Genomic DNA, 26,168 nt, shown 5'->3' with positions numbered 1-26,168 from the left:
TAAGCGTTGATGTCATTTGTATTTTACTGAGCCGCCGTTTACAGGGAATTCAGCACCATTTACGTAGGAGGATTTGTCAGACGCTAAAAATAAAATGACGTTTGCAATTTCCTCTGGCTGGCCGATCGAACCGCGGGGAATTTGCCGGACGTTTTTAGCAAAGTGTGAAACGGCTTCTTCGCGTTCTTTATTAAACATTTCTGCCAGCATATCGACCATTCCGCCAGGCTTGTTCCACATTTCTGTTCTTGTTGGTCCGGGGGATACAACATTCACACGAATATCACCGCCGAATTCATTGGCAAGAGCTTGTGTGAGATTTAGCACTCCAGCCTTACTGGCACTGTAGTCAATCGCAAACGAGTCCGGAACATGGCCGCTTTCGGAAGCGATATTGATAATGCTTGCGCCTTTTTGTTTTTTCATATGTGGAATTGCTTCTCTTGTTAAACGTACTATGGCAAATAAATTCGTCGCAAATGTTCTTTCCCAAATTTCATCGGTCACATCTAAAAAGCTGTCCTTGTAGATCGCAATGCCTGCAATGTTTGCAAGGATATCGATCTGACCGAATTGAGAAATTGCAGCATCTACTAATTTTTTGCAGCTGCCGGGTTCAGTTAAATCAAGCGCTATTGGGAGAAATTGATCCTTTCCCGCTAAATCCTTGATGTCTTCGATGGTGAGGCTGGCTCCGACTACCTTCGCGCCTTCGTTCAATAAAGCCTTTGTTGTCGCAAGACCAATCCCATCGTTCGCACCGGTCACGATTGCGACTTTTCCTTCTAATTGATAACTCATACAATCCATCTCCTTTAACATGGTACCTAACAATAAATTTACCTATTGCCGGTGTAATTAAACATGGATGTAAAAATGGAGAAAATTTTGCTTTCTCAATTCGAAACTTCTAAATGAGAGGTCTGATCTGAAATACCTCTCTGGCCAGTTATAGAAAATACGCAATTATCTTATATTTATTTTTAGTAAGATGAAATGTTTGATACGACAAACCAAAGAGGTGGATTGTGTTGAAGAAAAAAATTGCATTTATAGTATTATTCGTGACAATCTTGATGTTCGGTGTAATTAATGGAGGAGGACTCTATGAGGAAATAGTGATCAGTCCGGTTTGGAGTTCGTCACCGTATTTAATCTTTCATTTACGATCAGCATCACATCATAGGAATCATCCATGAGTTTGCTGAAGCTTTGTGCTAACTCTTTGGCAGGAAAGACAAACTGAAACGTCTCCTTGCCGCTCATTGGAGATTTCATAAGGGCCAACCGATGACTGTCTGTACATAGAAACTCTAAACTGTCATTTTTCTTTTGGATTAAGACACCTTGCAAAATAGGTCGCGTGGCTTGGTCCGCAGCTGCGAATGCTACTTTGGCCAATTCCACTTTGAATAGTTTAGTATCAAGCGTAATTTGAGAAGACGTATCCTCAATAAGATTCACGGATGGATACTCTTCAGAATCCATACATATCAATTCAAATTTACTTTTTCAGTTATCAATTTAATTAGTCCTCCCTCTAGTCACATATGATTCATTGAAATGAATTTGTATAAGTTGAGAGAAATATGAAATCGACTTAAATCATACTTTTACCGCCATCAACAGGTACGTATGAACCTGTGATGACGTGATATAGAAATAGCCAACACGAATTCTTTCGTATCGGCTTATTAAAACAGTGAAACTTTTTATAAAATTTTCGTTTTGGGGGTACTTCAAAATATTAGCTTGATGGGCATGTGGTAGGACCCCTTTAATGACTGGGCAGCCATCCATTCCATAATTGTTATTGTTTTTCCATTAATTGTTGCTGTACTTTCGTTGTTAAACACATAAACCCATGAGGAATGTCCATCGTATTGATATGGGGTGCCGTCTTCGTTTTTGTACAAACCTGTAGTGTCATGAACATCATCAAATAAAGATAATTGAACATTATTGGCCCCAGCTTCGATCAAACGGTCATACGTCGGAAGTGTATTGATTGTTGGATCTAATGTTGTATCATTTTTAGCTGTAACGAACCAGATTGGAGTGTCCTTAATTGTCTGAATGTCTTCATTCGTAATTAATCGATCATTTAAACCTTCACATACCGGAAATGCTGCTGCAAAGTACCCTGGATAATCACGAATCATCAGCATTGTCATATATCCACCGTTAGAAGCTCCGCCGATGTAGATTCGATTTGGATCAATGTCACGGTTTTTAGCAACATAATCTTTGATTAAAGATATAAGTGCTTCTTGATAGATAGACGTTCCATCAGCTTTTCCTGTAAAACCGTCCATCCATCTAGTTGGTGTCTGAGGCACTAAAACATAAGCGCTTTCAAAATAGGATTGGATTTCTTCTGTCGCAAAGTTAACTGCTTTATTTGCAGAAAGTGGAATCGTAGTATCTGTGCCGCCTTCTCCGCCACCATGCAACCAAATAATTAGTGGATTCTTTCCTTTGTCTTTGGATGGCGCATAGTCTGCATAAGTTAAAGTAACATTATCATACGTTGCTTTTCCGGATGAGAAATCATCTACAATCTCTTTCGTTCCCCCTGCATATGTATCAGCAACTAATCCTGAAATTGTTCCTGACCTTGAAATAATATCTTCCGCCTGAGTTATCGTATAGTCAGAATTCACCCATTCATTAAATTCACCATCATAGTTAAGTGCAGAACCTAATGATACAGTTGGTCCAATTTCCATTTCTAATACGACATATTTCCCTCTTCCAACAGGGTTTCCTTTTTTATCAGCAACATACGCTTTAGTGACTGTTCGGTAACCTTCTTCCAATAACGGAGTTGCCAACCTGTCATCACTTCTTGCTACGTGTACTTTAAAAGTATCCTTCGTTACTGAATTCCGATTCACCGGCTTCCCTAAATCAACAATTACCTTTGTAATAGCTGCGCCCCAGTCATGGATTTCTGTAACCGTACGATATGACGTTGGCTCTGCAGGTACTTGCTTTGCAAATGCATCTACGCTGAAAGAAAATGTAATAGCTCCTGCAAAAATAAATAGTATGAAAGTTCTGACACTTCTTTTGATTATCTCTTGCATTCCCCTCTGCCTCCTGTGTTTCATCAATTACGTTGCCTTTTAACATGATAATATTGTGCCTTTATAATAACCGTTTAGCCACTCTCCTTTTCTAATATGTAAACCCTTACAATAAATAAGTTTAACATGTGAAAATCTGTTTTCAATCAAATTAATAATTTTATGTAAAAAATAGTAGGAATGTAATGATTAATCTCAGTGTCATGTGCTACAAGGGTCTAAAACGATCTGCCAATGCCGATTTTGGTTATTCACTACGAAAACAACCGACACCAGCACACTACTAATGATAGAAAAAAACCATTTTTTTGCTTTTTGAGTAGATTTCATTTGCTTCCTTTTTTATTAAATTTATTTACGTTGATTTTGAAAGTTACAGCTCCTTCCGATTAAGTAATAGAAGAATCTTCTCTAACCGTTTTTCGGGACATCGAGTCCCTGTAAGCCGGTTGATTCAAAGCGTTGCAATGAATCAATGAGTCTCTTAAAAATCAGTCTGCTTCTAAAGGTATCCTGTTTTTAAGTCGACTGCTGTCCCAAAAAACCGTTGCATCATAATAAACTGCTTTTTATTGGATAAAAAGGAGGTTTGTGGGATTATATGGAGAATAAGATTTTTCAAGTCAAAACGGGAGAGGAGGGATGAGTATGAAGAAGTTTAAAATGATTGTCACTGCATTGATAGTTGCGTTATTAGTCCCTTCTTCTGCATTTGCAAGCAGCATGAAACCTTTGGGTACTGGGAGTTGGGATTATAAAGTAAAAACTTTAAATCAGGTGGAGGCGATTTTAGGGTTTGTCTTCCCTATTATAGTCCAAAAGGTTATTACTATTTATTTGAAGAAGATGCATATAACCCAGACGATCAAGTAAAATCTGGCGTTTACTTTGGTGATAGTACAAGTGATGATTTTTATTATACGGAATCAGCCCATGGATTTTATTGTCATGTCTTCAAAGATGTCAATGCTTGGGTCGATGGCTCTAATAATCAAGCTGAATTTTATGTGAAAAGATACTCTGATAATGGAACAGTATATGTAGAAGCCTGGGATTGAATTCGTAAGGGCCAATATGATGATTAAAATAGATGATAATCAAAAGCCCTTCATACGTATGGAGGGCTTTTAATTCTTTCCATTACTTAATCAAATTAATTGGGAAGAGATCAAAAAACACTTACAATTTTATAGTAAGTGAGGTGTGATTTCTTTGTTATTTTTCCTATGTTATTAGAATCAGTGAAGGAGCCATTTGACGACGACAACTATATTTCAGAGGTCAAATTCGATGGAATAAGAATCGTGCTTTCAAAGAATAACTGGATTGAATATAGGCATAACTACATTTTTTAACTCCGAAAGTTGAGTTATTAATCCTAGTTGACATATAGGAATTATGTGTATAAAATTAAATAAATTTAGAGAGGAGATGTACGAAAAGACAAAGCTTTTTTTCGTGTGAAAATAATACTAACCAATATTGTTGGTTCAACTCATTTGGAGCAAATTGATAGGCTAACGATGATACAGAAATTTTAATCACGATTATCTATGAAACTCCCATTTTGCCATATTGTATTTGGCAATATACGAAATGAGATTTTGGATGTATTGGGTATAGTGGCAGAAAAAAGTTCGATCTGTTTTTTTCATAGATTGCAGAATAAGTAAACAAGACAGGATGCTTGGAGTGGAAAAAAAGGATATACATATTGAATTAACGGAACAAATTCGGGCTTTGTTTAACAATGAATTTGACTTGGTGGCTAATATGAGCAATATGGTTGTCTCTGATCTTTGAAAAGATCTTTAATTTAAATGTCACGACATTTTATCGCTGGAAAAATGATGCATTAATATTGGGCCCGTTTTAAGGAAGGGTAGCTTGCATGCACATTTCTCTTAATAAAGGTGTTTGTGTGAAGATTGCATTTATGAAAAATACGGAGATTGTTGCTGATGTTCATCAGTTTCCCAGACATATTGCCTGTGACCCGTGCTCAAATTCAGAGTTTGTCGTGCCTGTGTTTTGGCCGGACAGCGATAGATTCTTTGGTGTTTTAGATTTAGACAGCCCTCTTTTTGACCATTTTGATGCGATTGATGCAATGTACCTTGAACAACTTGTGCAGCTGGTTTTTGGACATAAGAATTAGATTATCTTGTGTGGAAGTAAAGTAGGAGGAGAGGCATTGGTTTATTTTCAGTCTTCTGAACGTGTTAGAAAGCTTCCAGTTAATTTTTTCGATCAGCTGGACAATAGATTAGCTGAATCAGAGCATTCAGGGAAGCCCTTTATCAATCTTTCCAAAGGGAATCCGGATCTCCCAACTCCGGGGCATATTGTTGAATCCTTAAAAAGAGCGGTCGATAAGCCGGAAAATCAGGCTTATCCTCCTTTTCTCGGGAAAGAAAATGTTCGGTTAGCGATCACCGATTTCTATAAAAAAGAGTATGGGGTGACATTGGATCCGTTAAAAGAGGTCGCCATTTTTCATGGTGCTCACATTGGTATTACCGGAATTCCGCAGGTACTGCTTAATCCCGGAGACTATATGCTCATTACTGATCCGTGCTATCCCATCTATTATTCCTCGGCCATTCTATCACAGGCACAGACTTACGCTATGCCTTTAGAGGAGTCGAATCAGTTTCTTCCGGATTATAGCCGGATTCCAAAGGATATTTTAAAAAAAGCACGAGTGCTGCTGCTGAATTATCCTAATAATCCGACCGGTACGCTTGCGACAAAGGCGTTTTGCGAAGAGACGATTGATTTTGCCAGAAAGTATCATATTCCGGTGATTAATGATTTTGCCTATGCTTCACTTGGATTTGATCACAACAAACCATTGAGTCTCCTGCAAACGGAGCATGCGAAGACCGTAGGTGTTGAAGTTTATACGATGTCTAAAACTTATGATATGGCAGGATGGCGGTTTGGATTTGCTGTGGGCAATGCATCGATTATTCAGGCATTGAACCATTTTCAAATGCATGCCTACAGCACAGTATTTGGTGCGGTTCAGGATGCGGCAGCTTGTGCGCTGAAGTCGTCCCAGAAATGTGCAGCTGATATTGTAAGCACCTATCAGCGTAGGCGTAATGTATTGATCGACGGCCTGCGGCGTATCGGCTGGAATGTTGCATCGCCGCCGGGGACATTTTTTGCCTGGCTGAGGGTGCCTGAAGGTTATGATAGCCAGTCTTTTTCTGACTTGTTATTCGATCATGCGCATATCGTCGTGGCTCCGGGGATTGGGTTTGGAGAAAATGGCAATCAGTTTGTAAGAATCAGCTTGGTGAACAGTGAAGATATATTGGCAGAGGCTGTTGACCGGATTGAGGCGCTTCACTTATTTAAATAATGTTTTCTAAGTTGGGAGATTGAGAGTGAAAAATGATTACGATTGAATTAAAAGATAAAAATGTACTAATTATAGGGGGGAGTTCCGGCATTGGCAAGGGAATCGCCGATCTGTTTCTTGGAGCCGGCGCAGGAGTAGCCGTGGCCGATATCGCTTTTGACCAGAAAGTGGATCAGAAATCAGAACGTTTGGTTCATCTTAGACTGGATGTCACCAATCAATCGGATGTGGCTCAGGCGGTGAAAACGGCGACTGATTTGCTAGGCTCGATTCATATTCTTGTTAATAGCGCGGGGATATCGACGATGGATTATGCCGTAGATATTAAAGAAGAAGACTGGGACAGAGTCATGGATGTCAACTCCAAAGGAACTTTCCTAGTCACACAGGCGGTTGCCCGTCAGATGATCGAACGGGGTATTGAAGGCAGGATCATCAACATAGCCTCGCAAGCCGGAAAAAACGGTTACCGCTGTATGGGAAATTATTGTTCATCGAAACATGCAGTACTGGGATTTACGAAAGTCATGGCCATCGAATTGGCTCCTAAACAAATTTTGGTCAATGCGATCTGTCCTGGCATTGTGGAGACGAGTATGAAGCATCGAGAGCGGATTGACGGTGCCAAATTAAGAAACATGACGCCGGAACAGATATATGAGGAAGACTGTTCGCAAGTTCCGCTTGGCAGGACAGCTCTCCCGTCCGATGTAGCTAATGTCGCTCTCTTTTTGGCTAGCCCCCTGTCTTCCTATATGACAGGTCAGGCGATTAATGTGACAGGCGGTATGACGATGAATTAACAGCAGAGTTGACGGCAATTTATTCTATCGGTAAAGGAGTTCAGCACGATGTCTTTTCATTTGGTATCCAGAGTCGGGCCTCAGCAGTATATCTCTGAAGAAGGCGCCTATAATTATCTGCCGGAATTTCTCAAGGTGCTGTCGGCCGCTCGGGTTCTTATTCTTCATGGTGTAAAATCTTGGCACAAAACGGCTCCTTATCTGCCCGATCTAAATGGAGCGGGTTTCGATGTACACGAGATGACCTTCGGAGGCGAATGTTCGTATCAGGAGATTGACCGTGTCATTCAGAAAATCCGGGAATCAGATATTGATCTTGTTATCGGGCTTGGTGGTGGAAAAGTGATCGATACTGCGAAAGCCGCGGCTTTTAAATCTGGCGGGCGTCCGCTGGTGATACTGCCGACAATGGCGAGCAATTGTGCGGCATGGTCGGCACTCAGCGTTATTTACAAAGATAATGGTGTATCCATTGGACATGAGATTTATCCAAAACAGTCCAGTCTTGTGCTCATAGAGCCTCGGGTAATATTGGATTCTCCCATTGATTATTTTATTGCCGGTATTGCTGATACACTGGCGAAGTGGTATGAGTCCGACAGTTTGCTCACCCATGTTCATCAGAATCATCTTTCCATTCTGTATGCAAGAGAGTCCGCTAAACTTTGTCGGGACATTCCGTTGAAGTATGCAATACAGGCTGTGGAGGATATGAAACGAGGCGTTTTATCCGAGCCCTGGCAGCTCGTGATGGAAACGAATATAATTGCTGGCGGCCTTGTCGGCGGGTTCGGCGACGAATACGGACGGGCAACTGCAGCGCATTCGATCCATGATGCACTGACCGTTTTCCCTGAGACAAAACATATCCTGCATGGCGTCAAGGTGGCCTATGGGATCATGGTTCAATTAGCACTTGAAGAAAAGTGGGAGGAAGTCCGTCGTCTTCAGCCGTTTTACCAGTGCCTAAAGCTGCCTATGAATCTGCGGGATTTACACCTTGATGCGCGTCCTGAAGAAGATATTCGCAAGCTAGCCGCTTATTCTGTGAGTCCGGACAAAACGATTCATTTGCTTCCTTTTGAAGTGACTGAGACCTCCGTCTTTGAAGCAATTCAACGTCTGGAAAAATCCATCTATATATAAATATGGATATTTTTTTACATTCATAAGAAACATCAATAGTGAACTCGTTTCAGCAAGCTAAAACATCGGGGAATCAGATGGGGACCTCACTTGATTGGAAAGTCCCACTTCGCTTAGAGGTGGGAGCCTTAACCTTTTATAAAAGATAAAATGAATCCTTTTACTTATCCAGAGCGGCGGAGGGACTGGCCCAATGAAACTCGGGAAACCAGCAGAATCACTATGTTGCTCATTCCAGGAACACATGGTTGTGTTCAAAAGATGGGGAGAACCACAAACAAGACTTCTTATCTTTGAGACTTTTTGATAGAAAATAATTGAAAGGGGGCCTGTACTAATGTCAGCGTCAGAGATTATTCGTATGGAGCATGTGGTTAAAGTTTTCACGGATGGTAAGAAAGAACATCCCGTATTAAAAGGCGTTAATCTCTCAATTGAAAAGGGGGATATATTTGGCATCATTGGCTATAGCGGTGCTGGAAAATCGACGCTGGTCAGATGTTTTAATGGGATTGAAAAACCAACGGAAGGCAATGTTTTCTGTGAAGGCCGCAATATCGTTGGTTTAAAAGCAAAAGAACTAAGGGCAGTCCGAAGAAAGATTGGTATGATTTTTCAGCAATTCAATCTCATGCCTTCCCGAACGGTTTTTGATAATATTGCTCTTCCTTTGAAACATAGCGGCTTAACTAAGAAAGAGATTAATGAGCGAATTACGGAATTGCTGCAGCTGGTTGCGCTGCCGGACAAAAGAAATGCCTATCCTTCTCAGTTGTCCGGCGGTCAGAAGCAGCGCGTGGCGATCGCTAGGGCACTGGTTAACCGGCCGAAGATCCTTTTGTGTGATGAGGCAACAAGTGCCTTGGATCCCAAGACAACGAAGTCGATCCTTTATTTATTGAAGAAATTAAATAAGGAATTGGGATTAACGATTGTGGTGATTACCCACGAAATGTCCGTTGTCAGAGAAATATGCCAAAAGGTCGCGGTGCTCGATAAAGGGGAGATCCTTGAGGAAGGTGATGTTTACTCAGTTTTTTCAAATCCGCAGCAGGAGCTGACGCAGTCATTCATTGAAACGACGTCAACGTTAGGCAGTGTGGAAAACTTAATTAAAACAAAATCTCCTGTGGTGCAGCTGCAGCCGGGACAATTGCTGCTTAAAATGAGCTATACCTCAAACAGTGTTTCCGAGCCGCTCATTTCTTATATATCAAGGGCGTATAACGTTGATGCAAATATTGTCTTTGGGGATATTCAAATCTTAAGCGATAATCCACTTGGGGGATTAATTGTTATTTTAAGCGGTCAGAAGCCGGATATTGATCATGCGCTGCAGTATCTGAAAAAAAGGCATTTTGCGATTGAGGTGCTAAAAAACCATGGGTAACTTGATACAATTCTTGCTTCCTAATGTTTCTCAAGTGATGGATGAATTTTATCTTTCAATTATTCAAACGCTGAAAATGGTATTTGAGTCAGGACTTATCTCTTTTCTGCTTAGCCTAGTGATAGGGATCATTCTGGTATCCACAAAAAAAGATGGGATTTTAGAGAATACCTTTATTTTTAATATTTTTGATAAGTTGATCAACCTGTTCCGTTCGATTCCATTCATTATTCTCATTGCAGCATTAATCCCGATTACCCGATTGATTTCCGGGACAGCTGTCGGTGTACAGGGCACCATATTCCCGCTTATTGTTGGCATTACGCCCTTTTTCTCCAGACAGATCGAGTCCGCTTTAAGTGAAGTGGATGAAGGACTGGTTGAATCAGGGATTGCCATGGGGTTATCGCCTTTTCAAATTATTGTTTCCGTCTATTTAAAAGAAGGTATCTCTTCCATCGCGCGAGTAACAACGATAACTGTCATCAGTCTGATCGGACTCACGGCGATTGTCGGCGTTGTCGGAGGCGGAGGGATCGGCGATTTCGCGATTCGTTACGGCTATCAGCAAAATCAATTAGATGCTACCTATCTATCGATTATTGTTCTCTTAATTTTTGTCAGTATCGTTCAAATAATAGGCACATTGATTACCAAAAAAACCACGCATTAGGAGGAATTCATCATGAATAAAATCACAAAAATCAGCAGTTTAGTTCTCATATTTAGTTTTATACTGGTTCTTGCTGCCTGCGGTTCGTCTTCAAACGGCAGCTCGGACAAAGTAAAGGAAGTAAAAGTTGGGGTTGTCGGCAACAGTGATGATCCGATCTGGAAACAGGTCAATAAAAATTTAGCAAAAGATAACATCAAAGTAAGCCTTGTGAAATTTACAGATGGAATCATTGCCAATCAATCTCTAGATAATAAAGAGCTGGATTTAACGGCTTTCCAGCACAATGCATTCTTGAATCAGGAAGAAAAGCAAAAAGGGTATAAATTTACCGTCATCGGCCAATCCTATATTGTTCCTTTAAACGTCTATTCGCATCATCTTAAGAGTATCAAACAGGTTAAAGAAGGGGATAAAATTGCTATCCCGAACAACGTCACGAATGCTGGAAGAGCACTCAAAGTTTTGGAAAGTGCGGGCTTGATCAAACTTGATCCAAGCAAAGGGTACTCACCAGCTGTGAAAGATATTACAGAAAATAAACTGCACTTGAATATTGTCGAAGTTGACCCTGCTAAGATCCCTAGTCTGCTTCCAGACTTTGCTGCAGGGATCACAAATAGCAACTTTATCATCGATAATAAAATGGATCCGATAAAAGATTCGATTTATCATATTCAACCGGATCTCAATGACCCGAATAACAAACCGTGGATCAATGTCATTGTTTCAAGTACTGCAGACAAGAACAACAGCACGTATAAGAAAGTGGTCAAAGCTTATCAGACACAATCGGTCGCAAACACCATTAAAAAGACATATAACGGTGTATATGTCCCTGCATTTAAGTAATGAAAAAAGCGCATGTGAGGAGATCTGAATTATGGCAAAAGTTGAAAGTTTTACCCTTGATCATACGAAAGTCAAGGCCCCTTATGTTCGGTTAATTACCCAAAAGGCGACATCATTCAATTTACGATCTGCGTTTTGTACAGCCTAATGAAAAGTCCCTAGCCTCTTTATAGCGCGTATGAAATAACGAATAATTAGTGAATGACTAAAATACTAAATTTCGCTTATATCTCGCGAGAAATGTTACTCTCCATATTTCTTCTTATGATACATGTTGACAATGCTTGCAATATCGGCGATGTGTGGATTTAAAATAAAGTCACGATATTTATAAAAAGTTGCGACGTTTTCAATAATGTCGTACCGTTTATTAAAAAGTTTAACCGTTTTTAAATGGTAATTTTAAAGAAAATATTCTCGTAGCAATATTTTTGAAAACTTTTGATCAAACTTTTTTATAAAAAATGTATACTAATTCACAAGAAAAGAATCCATTTTGATCAATCTTTTTTCAAAATGGATTCTTTTCTTGTGCCGTAAAATATGGGTTTGTCTAAGGTTTTAGCTACATGAACCACAAGAATAGACCCTCCCATATTAAAGCCAAAGCTCCAAGTTTCGACTGGCTGATATTTTACAAAAATTAATTGTACATAAATCAAAGATTAATCATTGATGGTCCTTTCTGTACTTGCCATATCTATGTTTAACCATTTCAATGTTACTTCTTATGATACATGGAGATAGAAAGCATAAAATTAGCCCTTCCAGTTGGAAGGGCTAATCTTGTGAATCAACACAATGCCTTTCATCATCAAAGTAAACCCTTTCATTGCTAAAGTAAATGGGAGCAAACTCTTTCACCGATGTATGTAAGAGCAAAGGTGCACATATTAGAATGAAATTAAGGGCAAAAACACATGGATATGCTTCAATTGGCGAACTTGGGCTCAATTTTTACAACATTATAACAATTGAGAAGGGGGATTTTTTTGAATTAAATCAATTATTGAGCTTCAAAGACAGAATATTTGTTGATTAAGTTGGGGAGAGAATGTTTATCGTTTGGATGGTGGTATTAAAGTACAAGAAAATAACTCAATTTTGATGTACGACATTTTATTGATTAGGAGGAATGAGCATGAAAAAGTTTAAAATGATTATCGTTACACTGGGCGTTGTGTTGTTAAACAATTGGCCGTAATCACACCAAGCAATCATGATGAAACGTTTCCGAGTATTAGGAGCTCCTTTTGACTTTCGAAGGGAGGATGGTTCCCCAAGGGGGATTATAATCAATCTTTACAGATCGATGTCCCGAAAAGCCGTTGCATACGCTTGGATATATTTTATCCAAGCGTTTTTCATTAAAATTGTTCTATGTCGTTTATCACATTTCTCAATACTCCAATAGATTCCACAGCGTTTTCGTCATATTCTAAACTATGATTAACATTCGGAATTAACTTCGGAGTGATATTTGAGTTTTCTACTATTTTCAAGTATCTTTCTTCGGTGTAACAAGGGTCTTTGTCTCCAGTTGAACTAACCTGAATAAAAAAACGCTTTACTCTTTATTAAAGTAAAGCACCCGTTAGCGAAATAAGGGAGCAATCGTTATCAATAGCATTGAAAAACAAATTAAGAAAATACTTATTTTATTTGAGAGTTTTTCTTTTCCTTTACTTTTATAAAATCCTGAAAATTGAAGGCGATTTCTATATAATACAAATAGTAAAAGTAAGATTGCTACACCAACAAACCATCCACCAGTTGGATTATCTACGTTTATTTCCATACTCGCATAGATTAAATTAACTAAAGCTCCCATTAAACTGCCAAGAATAAAAATGATAGCTACGATGCGAAATAATTCTAAGATTACCCTAAGCATAATTCATCTCCCCTTTCAAAAATTATACCGCATTTAAACTACTCTTATTGTACTAACCTGCTTCGTTAGGACAATAAAGAAAAGTCGATGCCATCTTGAAGTATCACACCCGTTAGTCCAATAAAGATTAAATAGGATTTATCCAATAAAAGTTAAAGCGACAACAATCAAAGAAAAAATTATTGCTAATATTGCATCATGTTTTGCAGTATAAAATCATTTCTTTATACTCTTTTTTGTTCTATTTAATATTCGCTTGCAGAACAACTTTATCGACGTGATTACATATTTCACTGGCGGTATGTCAAAATCCATCAATTATTGGCCCGATAACTATTAATTACCCTTAATTTATTTGATTTGCTCCGCCAACTCTAAAATAATTCCCTCTAGCCCACGACAGTAGCATAACTTATATCTTTCTTCATAGTTTTGTATCTCACTAAAGATTTCCATACATTTCTTTTTCAATTTGGCAACAAAGGCTTCAATATCTTCAACAGCAAATGCAATATGCCGGATACCCAGGGTATTTGCAAAAGGTTGCTGAATATCTTTTTCATCTGACGGCGTATAAAATTTGATTAGCTCTATCCATACCTGACCGTCTGGCGTCCTCAGTCCTACACATGCTACTTTAACTCATTAAGCCCAACTACCTGATCCATCAACTCTCCTTCCATATACGCCATTAGGAAAGGATTTTATTAATATCTGTTTACAATAAAAAGACGTCGTTATGACGTCTTTTTATTGTAAACTGTATTAGCCCTTCCACCCGGGAGGGCTAATCTTGTGAATTAACACAATGCATTTGTGTTAGATTCGCAAGTTAACTAAAGCCAATCATGGGCTTTTTTATTTACTCTTTACATCTACAATACCGTTAAATCTAATTAAATTTGTATCTCCCATTATATCCTTCACATGACTGACAACTCCCTCAACCTCTCGAAAAAACCCATCGTCGTATAATTCAAAGGTCAAAGCAAACTTGTACTTAAATGTTTATTACTCAGTTTCGACTGGAAACCAACCTGGGACATCTAGAATAAATTTCCACAATGAATCAGGAATAACTAATTTATCCTGATCCTTTTCGGATAGAGTTGTTTTAATTTCTCCCTCACGTCCTTGGACGATCATCTTAATCCAGTCTGGTTCCATTATGATTTCACGTCCTAATGCGATGAGCGGAATACCTGTTTGCAAGGCTTTAATGGTATCCAGAGGAGTACGAATGTTTCCAACTCCAATGACAGGAACCTGACTGCCCACACGTTCTTGAATGATCTCTAATCGGGTGCGGGAATCATCGATACCGCGTCGTGGAACAGACCAAAAGTCATTCAAGGAAATATGTAGATAATCAAGTCCTTTAGATGCGATAGCTTCTACAAATACAAGAGTATCTGCCATCGTAATTCCTGGTGTTTCTGGCTCTTCAGGAGAGACACGATAACCAACAATAAACGGTTCTTTCGCATGTTGGCGAATGGCCCGCTTCACCTCGTCTATTAGCTCTAAAGGAAAAGTCATGCGTTTCTCAATGGTTCCTCCCCAACGATCACTACGTCTGTTGGTATAAGGTGAAAAGAACTGCTGAATGAGACATCCATTCGCACCATGTATCTCAATTCCATCGAATCCCGCTTCGATTGCACGTCGAGTAGCTTCACCAAATGCATGAATAATCTCGACAATCTCTGTATCAGTCAATATATGCTGTAAAATATCTTCCTCTTTGTCTTCGGGGATAGCACTAACACTCACAACGTCTCCATTTAACGGAAGTGATTTTCGCCCCCCATGGAAAATCTGTAGAACAGCTTTTGCACCATGATCCTTAATGGTAGAAGCGAGTCTGTTTAAACCAGGGATCATGTCGTCACTATCAACTGCGGCTGATCCTGCCAATCCACCATTAGGCATTACCGATGTGCCAGCCGTTATGACCATGCTTACTCCATTTGCACGACGTGCATAGTATTTTATTTCCATATCTGAAATGGAACCATCTGTATTTGAAGCACCATGAGTCATTGGAGCCATGACAATTCGGTTTTTTAACTGAGTACTATTTGGTAATACAAATGGTTCCAAAATAGGTTGATATCGATCCTTCATATGAAATATCTCCTTTTCATGGAGTCAACCACTCCACTATCTCTTTCTTTATCTAGTTGTAAAAAAGCAAAAAGGCCAGCCCATCTGTTTATACAGTGTTCTGGCCACCAGTTGCCTGGTAAGCATTTACTAATATTAAGGTATCAATTACTAGTAAATCTATTGGTTTAATTGAATATTAAGTGATGTCTAGTAGATTGTCAATATTTTTGGTTCTGATGCAAACCTCGGAACATATTTAAGAGAGCCTTATAATTTAATTTAAGTTAACAAGTTAGAGGGAGGGACAAGCTTTGAGTGATGCCAATGAACAAGTAACAGTATGTGAGTGGATTCTAAATTATTATGGGAACGGAAACGGTGAGGAAGACAAGGAACCGTCTGCTTAAAAATATGTAAAAAAATCCACTGAAGAATATACAGGGGTCATTTGCCTTGATTCAAGAACCCGATGGTATTTCGCTTATTTCTTTTTGGGTCCCGTTCCATATACTTGCGAATATCTTTCTAGTTATCGCATTAGTCATGTACTGGAAAGAAAAACGTCCTAGAAATCTACTTCTTGCTGTGCTTGGACTTTATCTTCTCATACGGATCGCAACCTTCTTTTATTTCGTTCCGGAGATTACTGATTTTATGAATACACCTCCAACTGGTCCCTCTTCTGTAGCACTTGCTGCTCGGGCAGATCAATGGACAACTTTAAGCTGGCTCCGAACAATTGGTGAAATCGCAGTCAATGTCCTTCTTTTGTTAGCGATCACCAAGCCTGGCAAAGAGAGTGGAAAAACTGCCTGATCTATCTCGCAATCCCGGGTAATATGAGACACAAAGAAACAGCTGCTCTGAAGGGAAACAAGAGCAGCTGTTTTCATTTGTACTTTGACTTAATCAAACGTTTGTTTAATCTCCTTGATGATCACAATCGCCACTTGAAAGCGCTTACTAAAATTGTGTTCAACGGCAAATAATCGATGGATTTATCTTTTATAATGAAAGTAAGTCAGGCGGGGGTGTTGACAATGAAGGTTGAATTAAACGATGTCGTTCTCCATTTATTAGTGAACCAATCATCTTCAATTGAATCAATAGAAAAAGACATCAAGCAAAAGAAACACGTGATTAAAGAGTATATAAACGATATAAATGCTTGCTTAATAAAAGAGAATAAAGGTTGTATTCTCCTGAATGATGATAACGGGAATATTTTAATATCTGAAGCTACGAGAGAAAGCCTGTACCAGATGCTGAAGGAATCAAGGTTTATCAATTTGGATTATATCTCTCCGGAAATCAGAATTCATTTGATCCTGATTAAGCTATTAACGGATTGCAACTGTGATTCGCTTCAAGACTTGGCTGATTTTGTCGGTGTCAGTAAAAATACGCTTCTAAATGATATGAAGGCCGTAAAAGAAGTCTTGCTTAGCTATTCGTTGCAGTTAGAGTACTCCCGCAGCTGCGGATATCAGATTCACGGCTCTGAATTTAATATGCGCAAGCTTCTAGTGACCGAAGCCAAGAAACTGCTTTTGAATGATTTTGGAGCTGCGCTCTTTGAACGAAAAAAAATGGTTGATGAAACCGAGCTTTTCTTTTTAAAACAGCGGCTGATAAAAATGGAGAATGAGCTTCAGGTTTCGTTGACAGATGAACAGCTTGAAGATTTGCCGTTTGTTCTTCATTTACTAATTAAGAGAATTTCAGAATTTCAAGTCGAGTGGACGTCTGAACTGGATGATTATGATTTGGTCAATACGAAAGAGTACCAGAGTCTGAAGGAAATGTTCTGGGGAACCGGGGTGCTGAGTGAAAAGGATAAATTATACTTGTCACTTCAAGTCCTGTCTTCAAGCATGCTGGAGTCAGCGCTGGACCTATCGGGCAGTATGGACCTTATGCTGGCTGTAGATGGATTTTTAGAGAATTTAGAAGGTTATTTGGCTACTGCATTAATGAATAAAACGGAGCTTAAGCACAAGCTTATCTTACATTTAAAACCGGCAATTTACAGAGCGAGGCTGCGATTAAATATGAGAAACCCTTTAAAAGAACAATTTATCACTGAATTTCCTTCAATCTACTCGATTGTATCCAAGTCTATTCATCCGATAGAGGAATTCGCACGCAAGTCTTTCCTTCAAGAGGAAATCGTCTATATTGCTATGCTTGTTCAAGCATGGATTTACCAAACGGCAGAGCAGAGGGACCATGTGTTCACAGCATTGGTTGTTTGCCGGAATGGCACCTCAGTATCAAAGCTCATGCTTGAATCTTTGAGAGGAATGTTTCCCCATTTTCATTTTATTGGCGCTTTTGCTGAGAGGAATTATAAAAAGCATGAGCATGAGGTCGATTTTATTTTCTCAACGGTACCGCTAAACACATCGAAGAAAACGTTTCTCGTTGATCCAATTTTAACGAAAGAAAATCGCAAAGCGTTAAAAGCAGAATTAAGAAAATGCATTGACAAGGATGATGAAAAAAAAGCAAAAGAGCTTTTCTACCAATTGAAAGAACATATTGACATCAAGGATTATCAGGCGATTCAAAACAAAATTACTGATTTCTTTAAAGCGCCTGCCCTGACAAGCGTACAAACGAAGCACGGAGAAACCATTTTTTCATTTTCTTCCCGGCATATCTTATTTTCCGATCGAGATATGACGTGGGAGGAAGCAATCGAAACAGCCATGAATCCAATGATGCAAAGGAAGTCAGTAAAAGAAAGCTACTGTAGAAAAGTGCTGGAATTATTTCAGAAAGAAAGCAGCCGGATGATGATCGGGCCAGGAGTGTATCTACCCCATGCAAGTCCAGGTGATGGGGTGGAAATGGAAGATTTCAGCCTGCTCATTTGCAAGCATCTTGTTGAAATGCCTGATGGAGGTGCAGCAAAAATGATGGTGATATTGTCTCCTAAAGACTACAAACATCACGTTCCGACACTCCTGCATTTAAATGAAATTTTCTTGGATGAAGCGAAAGCTGACAAGATTTTTCAAGCCAAAAATGAAATTGATGTGTTAGAGGTCATATCTCCTGTATCTGAAAAGGGGGTGAGCGCATTTGATTGAAGCAAAAATTTTCAAGGAGGAGCTCGTTTTCACACAGCTGAAAGCAAAGTCGGCAGAAGAAGTACTATCATTTGTCGGAAGAAGCTTAGCTGAATTAGGATATGTGAAAGAGTCCTTCATACCGGGCATTTTAGAGAGAGAAAGAAATTATCCTACCGGACTGGCGTTAAACCGTTTTAATGTCGGTATCCCGCATACTGATACCGTTCATGTAAACTGCCCATTTATAGCGGTCGTTAAAAATGAAACGAAGGTACCCGTTATCCATATGGGAACTGACGACGAAGAAATCTGGGTTGATTGTTTTTTCGTACTGGGGATTAAAGAACCGGAAAGCCAGGTTGAGCTGCTGCAAGTGTTAATGGAAAAGTTTAATGATCAAACATTTGTCACGGAATTAAAATCAATTCATGATAAGCAGCAAATGATTAGCTTTTTAAAACATACATTTTAGGAGTGAGTGCGATGAAGAGGGTTATAGTAGCTTGCGGATCAGGTGTAGCGACAAGTCAAACTGTAGCATCAAAGGTAAAGAGAATTCTTGAGCAAAATGGGGTTCGGGCAAATGTCGAAGCAGTCGATATAAAATCGCTGGAGCATTACGTAAAATCAAGTGACGTCTACATTGCCATTACGAAATCTAAAAAAGAATATTCGATACCAACCTTAAACGGAATCGCATTCTTGACAGGGATGGGGATGCAGGAAGAAACAGAGCGGCTGATCGCCTTATTAAAATAAAAAGAGGTGAATAAGATGGATCTATTGCAAAGCGTTATTCAGTATGTATTGGATCTTGGCGCCGCAGTCTTCGTCCCTCTCTTGATGGTGATCGTGGGAATTGCCGCAAAAATGAAGTGGAAGGACGCACTCGGGGCAGGGATCATTTTAGGAGTTGCGTTTGTTGGGATGAATATCGTCATTGGCTTTATGCTGGATGCATTGACTCCGGCAGCTCAAGGACTGGTGGAGAGGACCGGAATTCAGCTGACGATCATTGACGGCGGCTGGACCTCACTGGCAACATTGGCATGGGCCTGGCCGTTGGCATTCTTGATGTTCCCTTTGCAGCTTTTAATAAACGGCATTCTATTAATCTTCAATAAAACGCAAACCTTAAACGTTGACTTATGGAACGTTTGGGGAAAGATTTTGACGGCTGTATTAGTCATTGGAGTGACAGGAAATATCTATATCGCTTTTTTTGTAGCCGCGATTCAGATTGTTTTCGAATTGCTGCTTGCGGATGTGAACCAGAAGCAGATCGAAAAAATCACGGGAATACCGGGGGTCACTGTTTCGCATGGCATGATGCTGTTTGGAATATTTCTGCTTCCCTTCAATTGGCTTTTAGGAAAAATACCAATTTTTGACCGGCATGTAGATGCAGATACCTTAAAGGAAAAGCTCGGGATTTTTGCAGAAAATCATGTCATGGGCTTTATTATCGGTTTGTTGCTCGGGATTGTAGCTGGGTACTCGGTTCCTGATATGTTGATGCTGGCCGTCCAAGCAGCGGCTGCACTGACCTTATTTCCCATGGTTGCAAAGTTATTTATGCAAGCGCTTTCTCCTTTATCGGATGCCATTTCTGAATATATGAAAAAGAAATTTCAAAACAGGCAGCTGTTTATCGGGCTGGACTGGCCGATTTTAGCGGGAAGCAGTGAAGCGTGGGTTGCGATGATTTTAATGGTTCCGATCACATTAATCTACGCCATTATTTTGCCCGGAAATAACATTTTGCCTTTTGCCGGGATCATCAACATTTCCTTTGCTGTGCCGGCGCTTATCATTACTGGCGGAAATCTGTTAAGAATGCTGTTGCTCGGAATCATCTCAACGCCCGTCTTTTTGTATACGGCTACGGGATTTGCACCGACGATCACTCAATTGGCAAAGGATACGGGAGCGGTAACCCTAAAGGATGGCCAGCTTTTATCATGGAGCACACTGGAATATCCTGATTTCCGATATATTTTTGCACAGGCGGGTGAGATTACAGAAGGCAATTTCTTAGGTATTATTCTTGTCGCGGTTTGGATTGCGTTGTTTATCGTTTATTACAAAATGATGAGCAAACGAACAGAGAAAATTGAAAGTCAATCAGGCTTTGAAAAGGAGATTTCATCGTGATCTATACGATTACTCTCAACCCAGCAATCGACCGTCTGATCAAAGTCAGGGGATCTTTAACAAAAAAGAAAACAAATCGTGTCAATAATACAGAATTCGACCTGGGAGGCAAAGGGCTGCACGTTTCCCATGTACTAACCAAATTTCGTATTGAGAATCAGGCGCTCGGGTTTATAGGGGAAAATAATCTGGAGCAAATGAAAAAGATTCTGGAGATAAAAGAAATCAACCATCAGCTCTTTGTTGAAAAGGGGGCTTCGACAAGAGAATGCATTGTCATCGTCGATGATTCTCATAACGGAAGCATGATGGTCACAGAAGATGGATTTCATGTATCGGATGAAAACCATCAGCTGCTTATCGATTTCATTCAACAACAGGTCACTTCAAAGGATATGGCAATCATTGCTGGATCTTTGCCGCCCGATTACACCTTACAAAAATTAAAAGAAATCATGAGGATGTTAAAGAAAAAAGGCTGCTTTATCGGCTGCGATCTATCTGGCGAAGCCCTTACTGCGGCAGTTGAAATGGAAGTTGATTTTATTAAGCCAAATCAATTTGAGGCAGAAGAGCTGTTTGCGAATCAAGAGTCTCATTTTGTTGATAACATTCGGAAGCTTGCCAAAAAAATTGCCTATGTAGTTGTTTCATTAGGTAAAGACGGAAGTTATGTGGTGCATGGGGAGGAGATGTATCGTGTGCTGCCTCCCCAAATCAAGGAGAGAAATGATACAGGTGCGGGAGATGTATTTGTCGGAGCATTTTTAGCCCAATTGGCAAAAGGAGCCGACTTGCAGACTGTGATCAGATATGCGACAGGGTGTTCAGCTTCGAAGGTGACGAAATCGGATTGCACCAGCTTTGACATTCATGAAGCGGAAGGTTTTTTTAACGAAATTACTATTTTTCAAATGGGGGAGAATCAGCATGTTATATCGTAAAGAACGAGAAGACTTGTGCAAGGTTGTAAAGTTAATGTTTGACCGTTTTGAAACCAATGCTGCTGGAGGAAATGTCAGCGTCCGGATGAATGAAGAGCACATTATCATGACACCAACATTAATGTCCCAACAAAAATTTTGTGATCTAAAGCCCTTTGAAATTCTTGTCGTCGATATGAATGAACAAAAAGTCGAGGGCGAAGGAAACATTACCCGCGAAATCAATATGCACATGGCCTGTTACAAAAGCCGGCCGGACATCGGCTGCGTGCTGCACTCCCATCCGAGAGAATCCTTGGTTTTTGCCACTGTCGGCATGGACCTTCCCAATCTGACAGAAGCGACTCAAAAGCTGGGGCACATCCCGACCTTGCCGTTTGCACCAGCGACTTCAAGGGAATTAGCAGATATCGTCCGGGACTATTTAAGCACTCTTGCTCACCGTCCGGTTCCATTCGCTATGCTATTGAATAAACACGGGATTCTTGTTCTTGATAAAACTCTGCATAAAGCATACGACATGCTGGAACGAATTGAATATAACTCATACGTTGCTTCAAAAGCACTGGTCTTCGAAGCATTAAATATTAAAAAAATGAAGAAAGAAGCTTATAACTACAATTTAGAGGAGTAGTAGGACGTGAAAGCTATCGTTCATATATGGATTTTTATTAGTGCATTTTTACTCGTTGCCGGATTCTTGCTTTCCTCGGTTTTCCTTTCATTGCTGGCCTTAGGTGCAGCAATTGTGGTCCACAGCATATATAAAAAATCAAATTTCACTTGAATCCCGGGTAATCCCCGGGATTTTTTAAGTGTTTTTAAACTCTAAAGCATCCACATTACGAACAATATCAGAAATATATTTCATCGTGATCCTCACAGCTTCCTCAGGCTCATAACTGCTTCGATGGTTTAAAATATTTGTAAACATTCCCTGCCAGATAAGGATTGTCATTTCGTTTACAGCATCAATGCTTTCCTCTTTTATATACCCTTCCTTCATGGCAATCTCCAAGACGGATCTTCCTCTTTTTGACACATTCCGTTTGAACAAAATCGGTTTGAGTTCATCCGGAATATTAATTAAATCATTAGGAAATATTTTATAATAATTTGCCAACATATTTTCCGGATGATCACCTAAATCCATGATGAAAACCGCCTGGAAGATTTTCGGCTGTTTAAACGAATGGGTGCAAAAGCATTCCCACGCCAAAACGTATTTTTCAATAGGGTTTTTTCCTTTTTCCATATATTTAGCGACATCGTCGGTATAGGTTTTCAAGAATTTCATGGAGGCAAAAAAGATGAGATGGGAAACCTCGGAAAAATAATTATAAATGGTGGCACTATTGTAGCCTGCCCGATCAGCCACCTTTCTTATCGTAACTTTTTCGATGCCTTCTTCTTGAATAATTTCAGCTGTTGCATCGACAAAATACTTCCACATACGGCTTTTTTGAATTTCTTTATTATTCATCGTCATTCTCCTCACATCTATTCACGTGTCTTATTAGTTTACCATTTAAAGTTGGTTAATTTACATCAGCAAAAAGGGTGTGTTAATATAATCATAATAAAAAATATAATCATGATTATCAATATAAATTAACGTAGGAGGTAAATGAATGGTTTTTAACGTACGAGACTCTAACCTATCTATTAAGAAAGAATTTCCGCGCAAAGTAAGTGAGATAGAGCATGTTTGGATTCCAATGTCGGACGGGACTCGGCTTTCTGCCCGGATTTGGCTGCCGGAGGACGCAGAGGAGAATCCGGTGCCCGCTATCTTGGAATATATCCCATATCGTAAAGATGACTTTACGGCATTGCGAGATTCCATCCGCCATCCTTACTTTGCCGGACATGGCTATGCAAGCATTCGCGTCGATATTCGCGGAAGCGGTGATTCGGAAGGAATTATGTATGATGAATACTTGCCGCAGGAGCAGGATGATGCTATAGAGGTATTAAACTGGATTGCGGCGCAGCCTTGGTCCACAGGGGATGTAGGCATGATCGGCAAATCCTGGGGAGGTTTCAACGGGTTGCAAGTGGCTGCACGCCGTCCTCCTCAGCTAAAAGCGGTCATTACTCTCTGTTCAACCGACGACCGTTATGCGGATGATGTTCACTATAAAGGCGGCTGTATGCTGTCATCAGACATGCTATGGTGGGCTTCAACAATGCTGGCGTACAACGCAAGGCCGCAAGATCCGCGCATTGTGGGAGAAGAGTGGCGCTCAAACTGGCTCGAGCGACTCGAAAAAACACCTCCGTTTGTGGAGGAATGGGTGAGACACCAACGCCGTGATGACTATTGGAAGCATGGATCTGTGTGCGAGGACTACTCTGATATTAACATCCCGATATTTGCTGTCGGCGGCTGGGCTGATGGGTATACAAATGCGATCCCGCGCCTGCTTGAGGGACTGTCAGGACCGCGTAAAGGACTGATCGGTCCTGGGCGCACGAATATCCGGAGGTTGCCGTTCCCGGGCCGTCGATCGGTTTTCTCCAGGAATGCCTGCGCTGGTGGGATCACTGGCTGAAAGGGAACGACACCGGTATTATGGATGAGCCGATGCTAAGGGCATGGATGCAGGACAGCGTGCCGCCGCATACGGAATATCCTGAACGTCCGGGACGTTGGGTAGCTGAATCGCAATGGCCTTCGCCAAATGTTACCCCTGAGCATTATTATCTTGCGGAACAAAAGCTGGTGAAAGCACCGGAAGAAGAGCAAGCAATTATGGTTACAGGAATGTAGGGTTACGGTCATTATGCCGGTGTCTTCTGTCCGTTTGGCCAGCCTGGTGATTTACCCGCAGACCAACGTCTGGAAAATGGATTGTCAGTCTGCTTTACATCGGAGCCGCTGGAAGCCCCAATGGAGATTCTTGGCCATCCTGAGGTCACGGTTGAGTTGACTTCTGACCGCCCGAACGCTTTGCTTGCTGTACGCCTGTGTGACGTGGCGCCAGACGGATCATCGACAATGGTAACCTGGGGAATGCTTAATCTGACGCATCGAGACAGTCATGAATTCCCAGAGCCGCTGGTTCCTGGAGAGAAGTATACGGTGAATGTAAAGCTTAATGTCATTGGTCACGTACTTCCAGCTGGACACAGATGGCAGGTCGCACTGTCACCAACCTTCTGGCCGCAAGCATGGCCATCCCCGGAGCCAGTCACTCTAAATGTATTCCCGGGTGAAAAGACTAATCTCAAGCTTCCGGTGCGTCCGCCTCAAGCTGCAGATGATGAGCTGCCTGACTTTGGTGTACCGGAAACTGCTAAAGTAGCTGATCGGGAAATCCTTCGGACGGAAAGCCGTACACGAGAGGTTAAGCATGATGTCGTTCAAGGGGTGTGGACCTTAGAAGACTTTTCTGATGAAGGATCGCGCAAGCTTTTGCAAAATGGTCTCGAATATGGCAGCACTAACCGAAACATTTATACAATTGAAGAAGGCGATCCTCTCTCTGCAAAAGTTCGCTGTGAATGGACGTTGCATATAGGTAGAGAAGATTGGCAGACAAGACTGGAAAATGTCAGTACGATGTCAGCCGATGCAACAAATTTCTATCTTGAGAACACAGTCACAGCATTTGAATCAGACAAACAGATCTTTACGAAGACATGGAATGCTGAAATTCCCCGCGATCATATGTAGGGATCCTGATTTAATTTTATTTCCCCTTTGGTTTTCCAAAGGGGGATTTTTTTGCGATAAAAAGTATGATGTTTCTAACAATTACCATTGACTTTAAAAGTTGTAAGGAAATATAATATTTTTACATAAAATATTCAGAAAAATTTGAAATGTTTCAAAAGAAAGCTGAAATGATTGGATCATATGCAATAGAAAGACTCATCAAAAAGTAATGAGTCTTTCTATTACAAAAAATAATTGTATACAATTATACGCTTATACAGAAAAGCCATTTACATGAATCGTTTACGAGGAGATGTGCAAAATGAACCGTTTTGACACCCGGGCTCGCAGAATGTCAAAAGACTATGCTTATTTAGAACTCAAGCAAAAAATCATCTGCGGCGATTTGGAACCTGATCAAATTGTGAGGGAAGAAAATCTGGCGGCGTTGTTGGAAATCAGCCGGACTCCATTACGGGAAGCAATACAGAGGCTGGAGATAGAAGAATTTTTGATTCGGCAGCGAAATGGAAGATTGAAAGTCGCTTCAGTTACCAAGCAAGAAGTAAAAGAGATATTTCAGATTCGGAGTATGCTGGAAGGGTTCATTGCAAGGGAGGCTGCAATAAATGCAAAAGAAGAGGATATTCAACATTTAACAGCAATGCTGGAGAAACTGAGGCAATCTTTTAAATTAGGCCATAGGCAGGACTTTGTCTCGTATGGATTTGAGTTTCATGACTATTTATCCGAAATGAGTGGTCTTAAAACGTTCGAAAAAATATTGAATATTTTAAAGGATCATGCACTCCGGTACTGCCGGTTCGTTTCAAAGTATGGTGATTGGGACGTAAAAGCCGATGAGGAACACAGTCTTATCTTACAAAAAATTGCAGAGAAAAATCCGGATGCTGCGGAAAAAGCGATGCAGGTACATATTTTAAGGAGTCTATCAACCTCGATTCAAAGGATTGAAGAAATAGAAAGTGATAGAAAGGGCTGATTC

General features: G+C 40.4%; 26 protein-coding genes, 2 pseudogenes and 1 riboswitch. Of the genes and pseudogenes, 21 read left to right on the top strand and 7 right to left on the bottom strand.

Annotated elements, in window-relative coordinates:
• Positions 1-12 precede the first annotated feature (12 nt).
• The 3 genes from AM592_RS16670 to AM592_RS16660 all read right to left on the bottom strand — a co-directional run bounded on the left by AM592_RS16670 (position 13) and on the right by AM592_RS16660 (position 3,089).
• Positions 13-801 (bottom strand): SDR family NAD(P)-dependent oxidoreductase, encoded by a 789-nt coding sequence (locus AM592_RS16670; RefSeq protein WP_053604848.1) that lies wholly within the window; start codon positions 799-801, stop codon positions 13-15.
• 321 nt (positions 802-1,122) lie between these two features.
• Entirely contained in the window at positions 1,123-1,464 is a 342-nt protein-coding gene (locus tag AM592_RS16665; protein ID WP_053604847.1) for a DNA polymerase III subunit beta family protein, read from the bottom strand.
• Between the two features lie 275 nt (positions 1,465-1,739).
• Positions 1,740-3,089, bottom strand: a complete 1,350-nt coding sequence (locus tag AM592_RS16660; protein ID WP_053604846.1) for a prolyl oligopeptidase family serine peptidase — start codon at positions 3,087-3,089, stop codon at positions 1,740-1,742.
• 648 nt (positions 3,090-3,737) lie between these two features.
• On the opposite strand from AM592_RS16660, the gene AM592_RS16655 reads away from it, so the two are divergent.
• The 9 genes and pseudogenes from AM592_RS16655 (at position 3,738) to AM592_RS16620 (ending at position 11,323) form a co-directional block, all read left to right on the top strand.
• A complete protein-coding gene (locus tag AM592_RS16655) occupies positions 3,738-3,962 on the top strand; it encodes a hypothetical protein (RefSeq protein WP_053604845.1) in 225 nt (74 codons plus the stop codon).
• A gap of 353 nt (positions 3,963-4,315) precedes the next feature.
• Positions 4,316-4,432 (top strand): annotated as a pseudogene (locus AM592_RS24750) (ATP-dependent DNA ligase); the annotation flags it as partial.
• Between the two features lie 593 nt (positions 4,433-5,025).
• Entirely contained in the window at positions 5,026-5,247 is a 222-nt protein-coding gene (locus AM592_RS24745; protein ID WP_211086161.1) for a GAF domain-containing protein, read from the top strand.
• Positions 5,248-5,283: 36 nt separating this feature from the next.
• Positions 5,284-6,459: an aminotransferase class I/II-fold pyridoxal phosphate-dependent enzyme gene (locus tag AM592_RS16645; protein ID WP_053604844.1), complete on the top strand. Its 1,176-nt coding sequence runs from the start codon at positions 5,284-5,286 to the stop codon at positions 6,457-6,459.
• 32 nt (positions 6,460-6,491) lie between these two features.
• Complete coding sequence (locus tag AM592_RS16640) at positions 6,492-7,262, top strand: SDR family NAD(P)-dependent oxidoreductase (RefSeq protein WP_053604843.1); 771 nt, start codon at positions 6,492-6,494, stop codon at positions 7,260-7,262.
• Between the two features lie 48 nt (positions 7,263-7,310).
• The gene (locus tag AM592_RS16635) at positions 7,311-8,408 is read left to right on the top strand and encodes an iron-containing alcohol dehydrogenase family protein (protein WP_053604842.1); all 1,098 of its coding nucleotides are present in this window, start codon (positions 7,311-7,313) and stop codon (positions 8,406-8,408) included.
• A 161-nt stretch (positions 8,409-8,569) separates the two neighbouring features.
• Positions 8,570-8,676: riboswitch (SAM riboswitch) on the top strand.
• A 69-nt stretch (positions 8,677-8,745) separates the two neighbouring features.
• On the top strand, positions 8,746-9,798 hold the full coding sequence (locus AM592_RS16630; protein ID WP_245212888.1) for a methionine ABC transporter ATP-binding protein: 1,053 nt from the start codon (positions 8,746-8,748) through the stop codon (positions 9,796-9,798).
• On the top strand, positions 9,791-10,471 hold the full coding sequence (locus AM592_RS16625; RefSeq protein WP_053604841.1) for a methionine ABC transporter permease: 681 nt from the start codon (positions 9,791-9,793) through the stop codon (positions 10,469-10,471). Before AM592_RS16630 ends, AM592_RS16625 begins: the two co-directional genes overlap by 8 nt.
• Before the next feature lie 12 nt (positions 10,472-10,483).
• Complete coding sequence (locus AM592_RS16620; RefSeq protein WP_053604840.1) at positions 10,484-11,323, top strand: MetQ/NlpA family ABC transporter substrate-binding protein; 840 nt, start codon at positions 10,484-10,486, stop codon at positions 11,321-11,323.
• Positions 11,324-12,917: 1,594 nt separating this feature from the next.
• Here AM592_RS16620 and AM592_RS16615 read toward each other — a convergent pair.
• The 3 genes and pseudogenes from AM592_RS16615 to AM592_RS16610 all read right to left on the bottom strand — a co-directional run bounded on the left by AM592_RS16615 (position 12,918) and on the right by AM592_RS16610 (position 15,344).
• Entirely contained in the window at positions 12,918-13,217 is a 300-nt protein-coding gene (locus tag AM592_RS16615) for a hypothetical protein (protein ID WP_225970252.1), read from the bottom strand.
• A gap of 351 nt (positions 13,218-13,568) precedes the next feature.
• A pseudogene (locus AM592_RS23485) lies at positions 13,569-13,900 on the bottom strand (VOC family protein); the annotation flags it as partial.
• A 328-nt stretch (positions 13,901-14,228) separates the two neighbouring features.
• Positions 14,229-15,344, bottom strand: coding sequence for an NADH-dependent flavin oxidoreductase (locus tag AM592_RS16610; RefSeq protein WP_053604838.1), 1,116 nt, complete (start codon positions 15,342-15,344; stop codon positions 14,229-14,231).
• Positions 15,345-15,779: 435 nt separating this feature from the next.
• On the opposite strand from AM592_RS16610, the gene AM592_RS16605 reads away from it, so the two are divergent.
• From AM592_RS16605 to AM592_RS24205, 8 genes are all read left to right on the top strand, one after another.
• Complete coding sequence (locus AM592_RS16605; RefSeq protein ID WP_053604837.1) at positions 15,780-16,142, top strand: hypothetical protein; 363 nt, start codon at positions 15,780-15,782, stop codon at positions 16,140-16,142.
• 224 nt (positions 16,143-16,366) lie between these two features.
• Positions 16,367-18,421 carry a BglG family transcription antiterminator gene (locus tag AM592_RS16600; RefSeq protein ID WP_053604836.1) on the top strand — a complete coding sequence of 685 codons (2,055 nt, stop codon included), beginning with the start codon at positions 16,367-16,369 and terminating at the stop codon, positions 18,419-18,421.
• Positions 18,414-18,875, top strand: a complete 462-nt coding sequence (locus AM592_RS16595) for a PTS sugar transporter subunit IIA (RefSeq protein ID WP_053604835.1) — start codon at positions 18,414-18,416, stop codon at positions 18,873-18,875. Before AM592_RS16600 ends, AM592_RS16595 begins: the two co-directional genes overlap by 8 nt.
• A gap of 11 nt (positions 18,876-18,886) precedes the next feature.
• Entirely contained in the window at positions 18,887-19,162 is a 276-nt protein-coding gene (locus AM592_RS16590; protein ID WP_053604834.1) for a PTS sugar transporter subunit IIB, read from the top strand.
• A gap of 15 nt (positions 19,163-19,177) precedes the next feature.
• Entirely contained in the window at positions 19,178-20,557 is a 1,380-nt protein-coding gene (locus AM592_RS16585) for a PTS galactitol transporter subunit IIC (RefSeq protein ID WP_053604833.1), read from the top strand.
• Positions 20,554-21,501 carry a 1-phosphofructokinase family hexose kinase gene (locus tag AM592_RS16580; protein WP_053604832.1) on the top strand — a complete coding sequence of 316 codons (948 nt, stop codon included), beginning with the start codon at positions 20,554-20,556 and terminating at the stop codon, positions 21,499-21,501. Before AM592_RS16585 ends, AM592_RS16580 begins: the two co-directional genes overlap by 4 nt.
• The gene (locus AM592_RS16575; protein ID WP_053604831.1) at positions 21,488-22,135 is read left to right on the top strand and encodes a class II aldolase/adducin family protein; all 648 of its coding nucleotides are present in this window, start codon (positions 21,488-21,490) and stop codon (positions 22,133-22,135) included. Before AM592_RS16580 ends, AM592_RS16575 begins: the two co-directional genes overlap by 14 nt.
• A 6-nt stretch (positions 22,136-22,141) precedes the next feature.
• Entirely contained in the window at positions 22,142-22,288 is a 147-nt protein-coding gene (locus AM592_RS24205; RefSeq protein ID WP_158320317.1) for a hypothetical protein, read from the top strand.
• Positions 22,289-22,312: 24 nt separating this feature from the next.
• Here the strand turns inward: AM592_RS24205 and AM592_RS16570 are convergent, their stop codons facing one another.
• Positions 22,313-22,984, bottom strand: a complete 672-nt coding sequence (locus AM592_RS16570) for a TetR/AcrR family transcriptional regulator (RefSeq protein ID WP_053604830.1) — start codon at positions 22,982-22,984, stop codon at positions 22,313-22,315.
• Between the two features lie 235 nt (positions 22,985-23,219).
• Between AM592_RS16570 and AM592_RS25225 the strand changes: the two genes are divergently transcribed.
• The 4 genes from AM592_RS25225 to AM592_RS16560 all read left to right on the top strand — a co-directional run bounded on the left by AM592_RS25225 (position 23,220) and on the right by AM592_RS16560 (position 26,165).
• Positions 23,220-24,056, top strand: a complete 837-nt coding sequence (locus AM592_RS25225; protein ID WP_312883817.1) for a CocE/NonD family hydrolase — start codon at positions 23,220-23,222, stop codon at positions 24,054-24,056.
• A gap of 32 nt (positions 24,057-24,088) precedes the next feature.
• Positions 24,089-24,274 carry a hypothetical protein gene (locus tag AM592_RS25220; RefSeq protein ID WP_312883816.1) on the top strand — a complete coding sequence of 62 codons (186 nt, stop codon included), beginning with the start codon at positions 24,089-24,091 and terminating at the stop codon, positions 24,272-24,274.
• A 120-nt stretch (positions 24,275-24,394) separates the two neighbouring features.
• A complete protein-coding gene (locus AM592_RS25215) occupies positions 24,395-25,180 on the top strand; it encodes a CocE/NonD family hydrolase C-terminal non-catalytic domain-containing protein (RefSeq protein ID WP_312883815.1) in 786 nt (261 codons plus the stop codon).
• Between the two features lie 304 nt (positions 25,181-25,484).
• On the top strand, positions 25,485-26,165 hold the full coding sequence (locus AM592_RS16560) for a GntR family transcriptional regulator (protein ID WP_053604829.1): 681 nt from the start codon (positions 25,485-25,487) through the stop codon (positions 26,163-26,165).
• Positions 26,166-26,168 lie beyond the last annotated feature (3 nt).

Origin of the sequence: Bacillus gobiensis (genome assembly GCF_001278705.1) — a bacterium.
Classification (GTDB): domain Bacteria; phylum Bacillota; class Bacilli; order Bacillales; family Bacillaceae; genus Bacillus; species Bacillus gobiensis.
This window is presented reverse-complemented; position numbering and strand designations above follow the sequence as displayed.

Bases quoted from the DNA above. Each gene is read 5' to 3' on its own strand.
- AM592_RS25215 (WP_312883815.1), top strand. From the start codon at position 24,395: ATGGAGATTCTTGGCCATCCTGAGGTCACGGTTGAGTTGACTTCTGAC.
- AM592_RS24745 (WP_211086161.1), top strand. From the start codon at position 5,026: ATGAAAAATACGGAGATTGTTGCTGATGTTCATCAGTTTCCCAGACAT.
- AM592_RS16590 (WP_053604834.1), top strand. From the start codon at position 18,887: ATGAAGAGGGTTATAGTAGCTTGCGGATCAGGTGTAGCGACAAGTCAA.
- AM592_RS16620 (WP_053604840.1), top strand. From the start codon at position 10,484: ATGAATAAAATCACAAAAATCAGCAGTTTAGTTCTCATATTTAGTTTT.
- AM592_RS16630 (WP_245212888.1), top strand. From the start codon at position 8,746: ATGTCAGCGTCAGAGATTATTCGTATGGAGCATGTGGTTAAAGTTTTC.
- AM592_RS16585 (WP_053604833.1), top strand. From the start codon at position 19,178: ATGGATCTATTGCAAAGCGTTATTCAGTATGTATTGGATCTTGGCGCC.
- AM592_RS25220 (WP_312883816.1), top strand. From the start codon at position 24,089: ATGCTAAGGGCATGGATGCAGGACAGCGTGCCGCCGCATACGGAATAT.
- AM592_RS16575 (WP_053604831.1), top strand. From the start codon at position 21,488: ATGTTATATCGTAAAGAACGAGAAGACTTGTGCAAGGTTGTAAAGTTA.
- AM592_RS16570 (WP_053604830.1), bottom strand. From the start codon at position 22,984: ATGAATAATAAAGAAATTCAAAAAAGCCGTATGTGGAAGTATTTTGTC.
- AM592_RS16625 (WP_053604841.1), top strand. From the start codon at position 9,791: ATGGGTAACTTGATACAATTCTTGCTTCCTAATGTTTCTCAAGTGATG.
- AM592_RS25225 (WP_312883817.1), top strand. From the start codon at position 23,220: ATGTCGGACGGGACTCGGCTTTCTGCCCGGATTTGGCTGCCGGAGGAC.
- AM592_RS16560 (WP_053604829.1), top strand. From the start codon at position 25,485: ATGAACCGTTTTGACACCCGGGCTCGCAGAATGTCAAAAGACTATGCT.
- AM592_RS16610 (WP_053604838.1), bottom strand. From the start codon at position 15,344: ATGAAGGATCGATATCAACCTATTTTGGAACCATTTGTATTACCAAAT.
- AM592_RS16615 (WP_225970252.1), bottom strand. From the start codon at position 13,217: ATGCTTAGGGTAATCTTAGAATTATTTCGCATCGTAGCTATCATTTTT.
- AM592_RS16660 (WP_053604846.1), bottom strand. From the start codon at position 3,089: ATGCAAGAGATAATCAAAAGAAGTGTCAGAACTTTCATACTATTTATT.
- AM592_RS16655 (WP_053604845.1), top strand. From the start codon at position 3,738: ATGAAGAAGTTTAAAATGATTGTCACTGCATTGATAGTTGCGTTATTA.
- AM592_RS16670 (WP_053604848.1), bottom strand. From the start codon at position 801: ATGAGTTATCAATTAGAAGGAAAAGTCGCAATCGTGACCGGTGCGAAC.
- AM592_RS16635 (WP_053604842.1), top strand. From the start codon at position 7,311: ATGTCTTTTCATTTGGTATCCAGAGTCGGGCCTCAGCAGTATATCTCT.
- AM592_RS16600 (WP_053604836.1), top strand. From the start codon at position 16,367: ATGAAGGTTGAATTAAACGATGTCGTTCTCCATTTATTAGTGAACCAA.
- AM592_RS16640 (WP_053604843.1), top strand. From the start codon at position 6,492: ATGATTACGATTGAATTAAAAGATAAAAATGTACTAATTATAGGGGGG.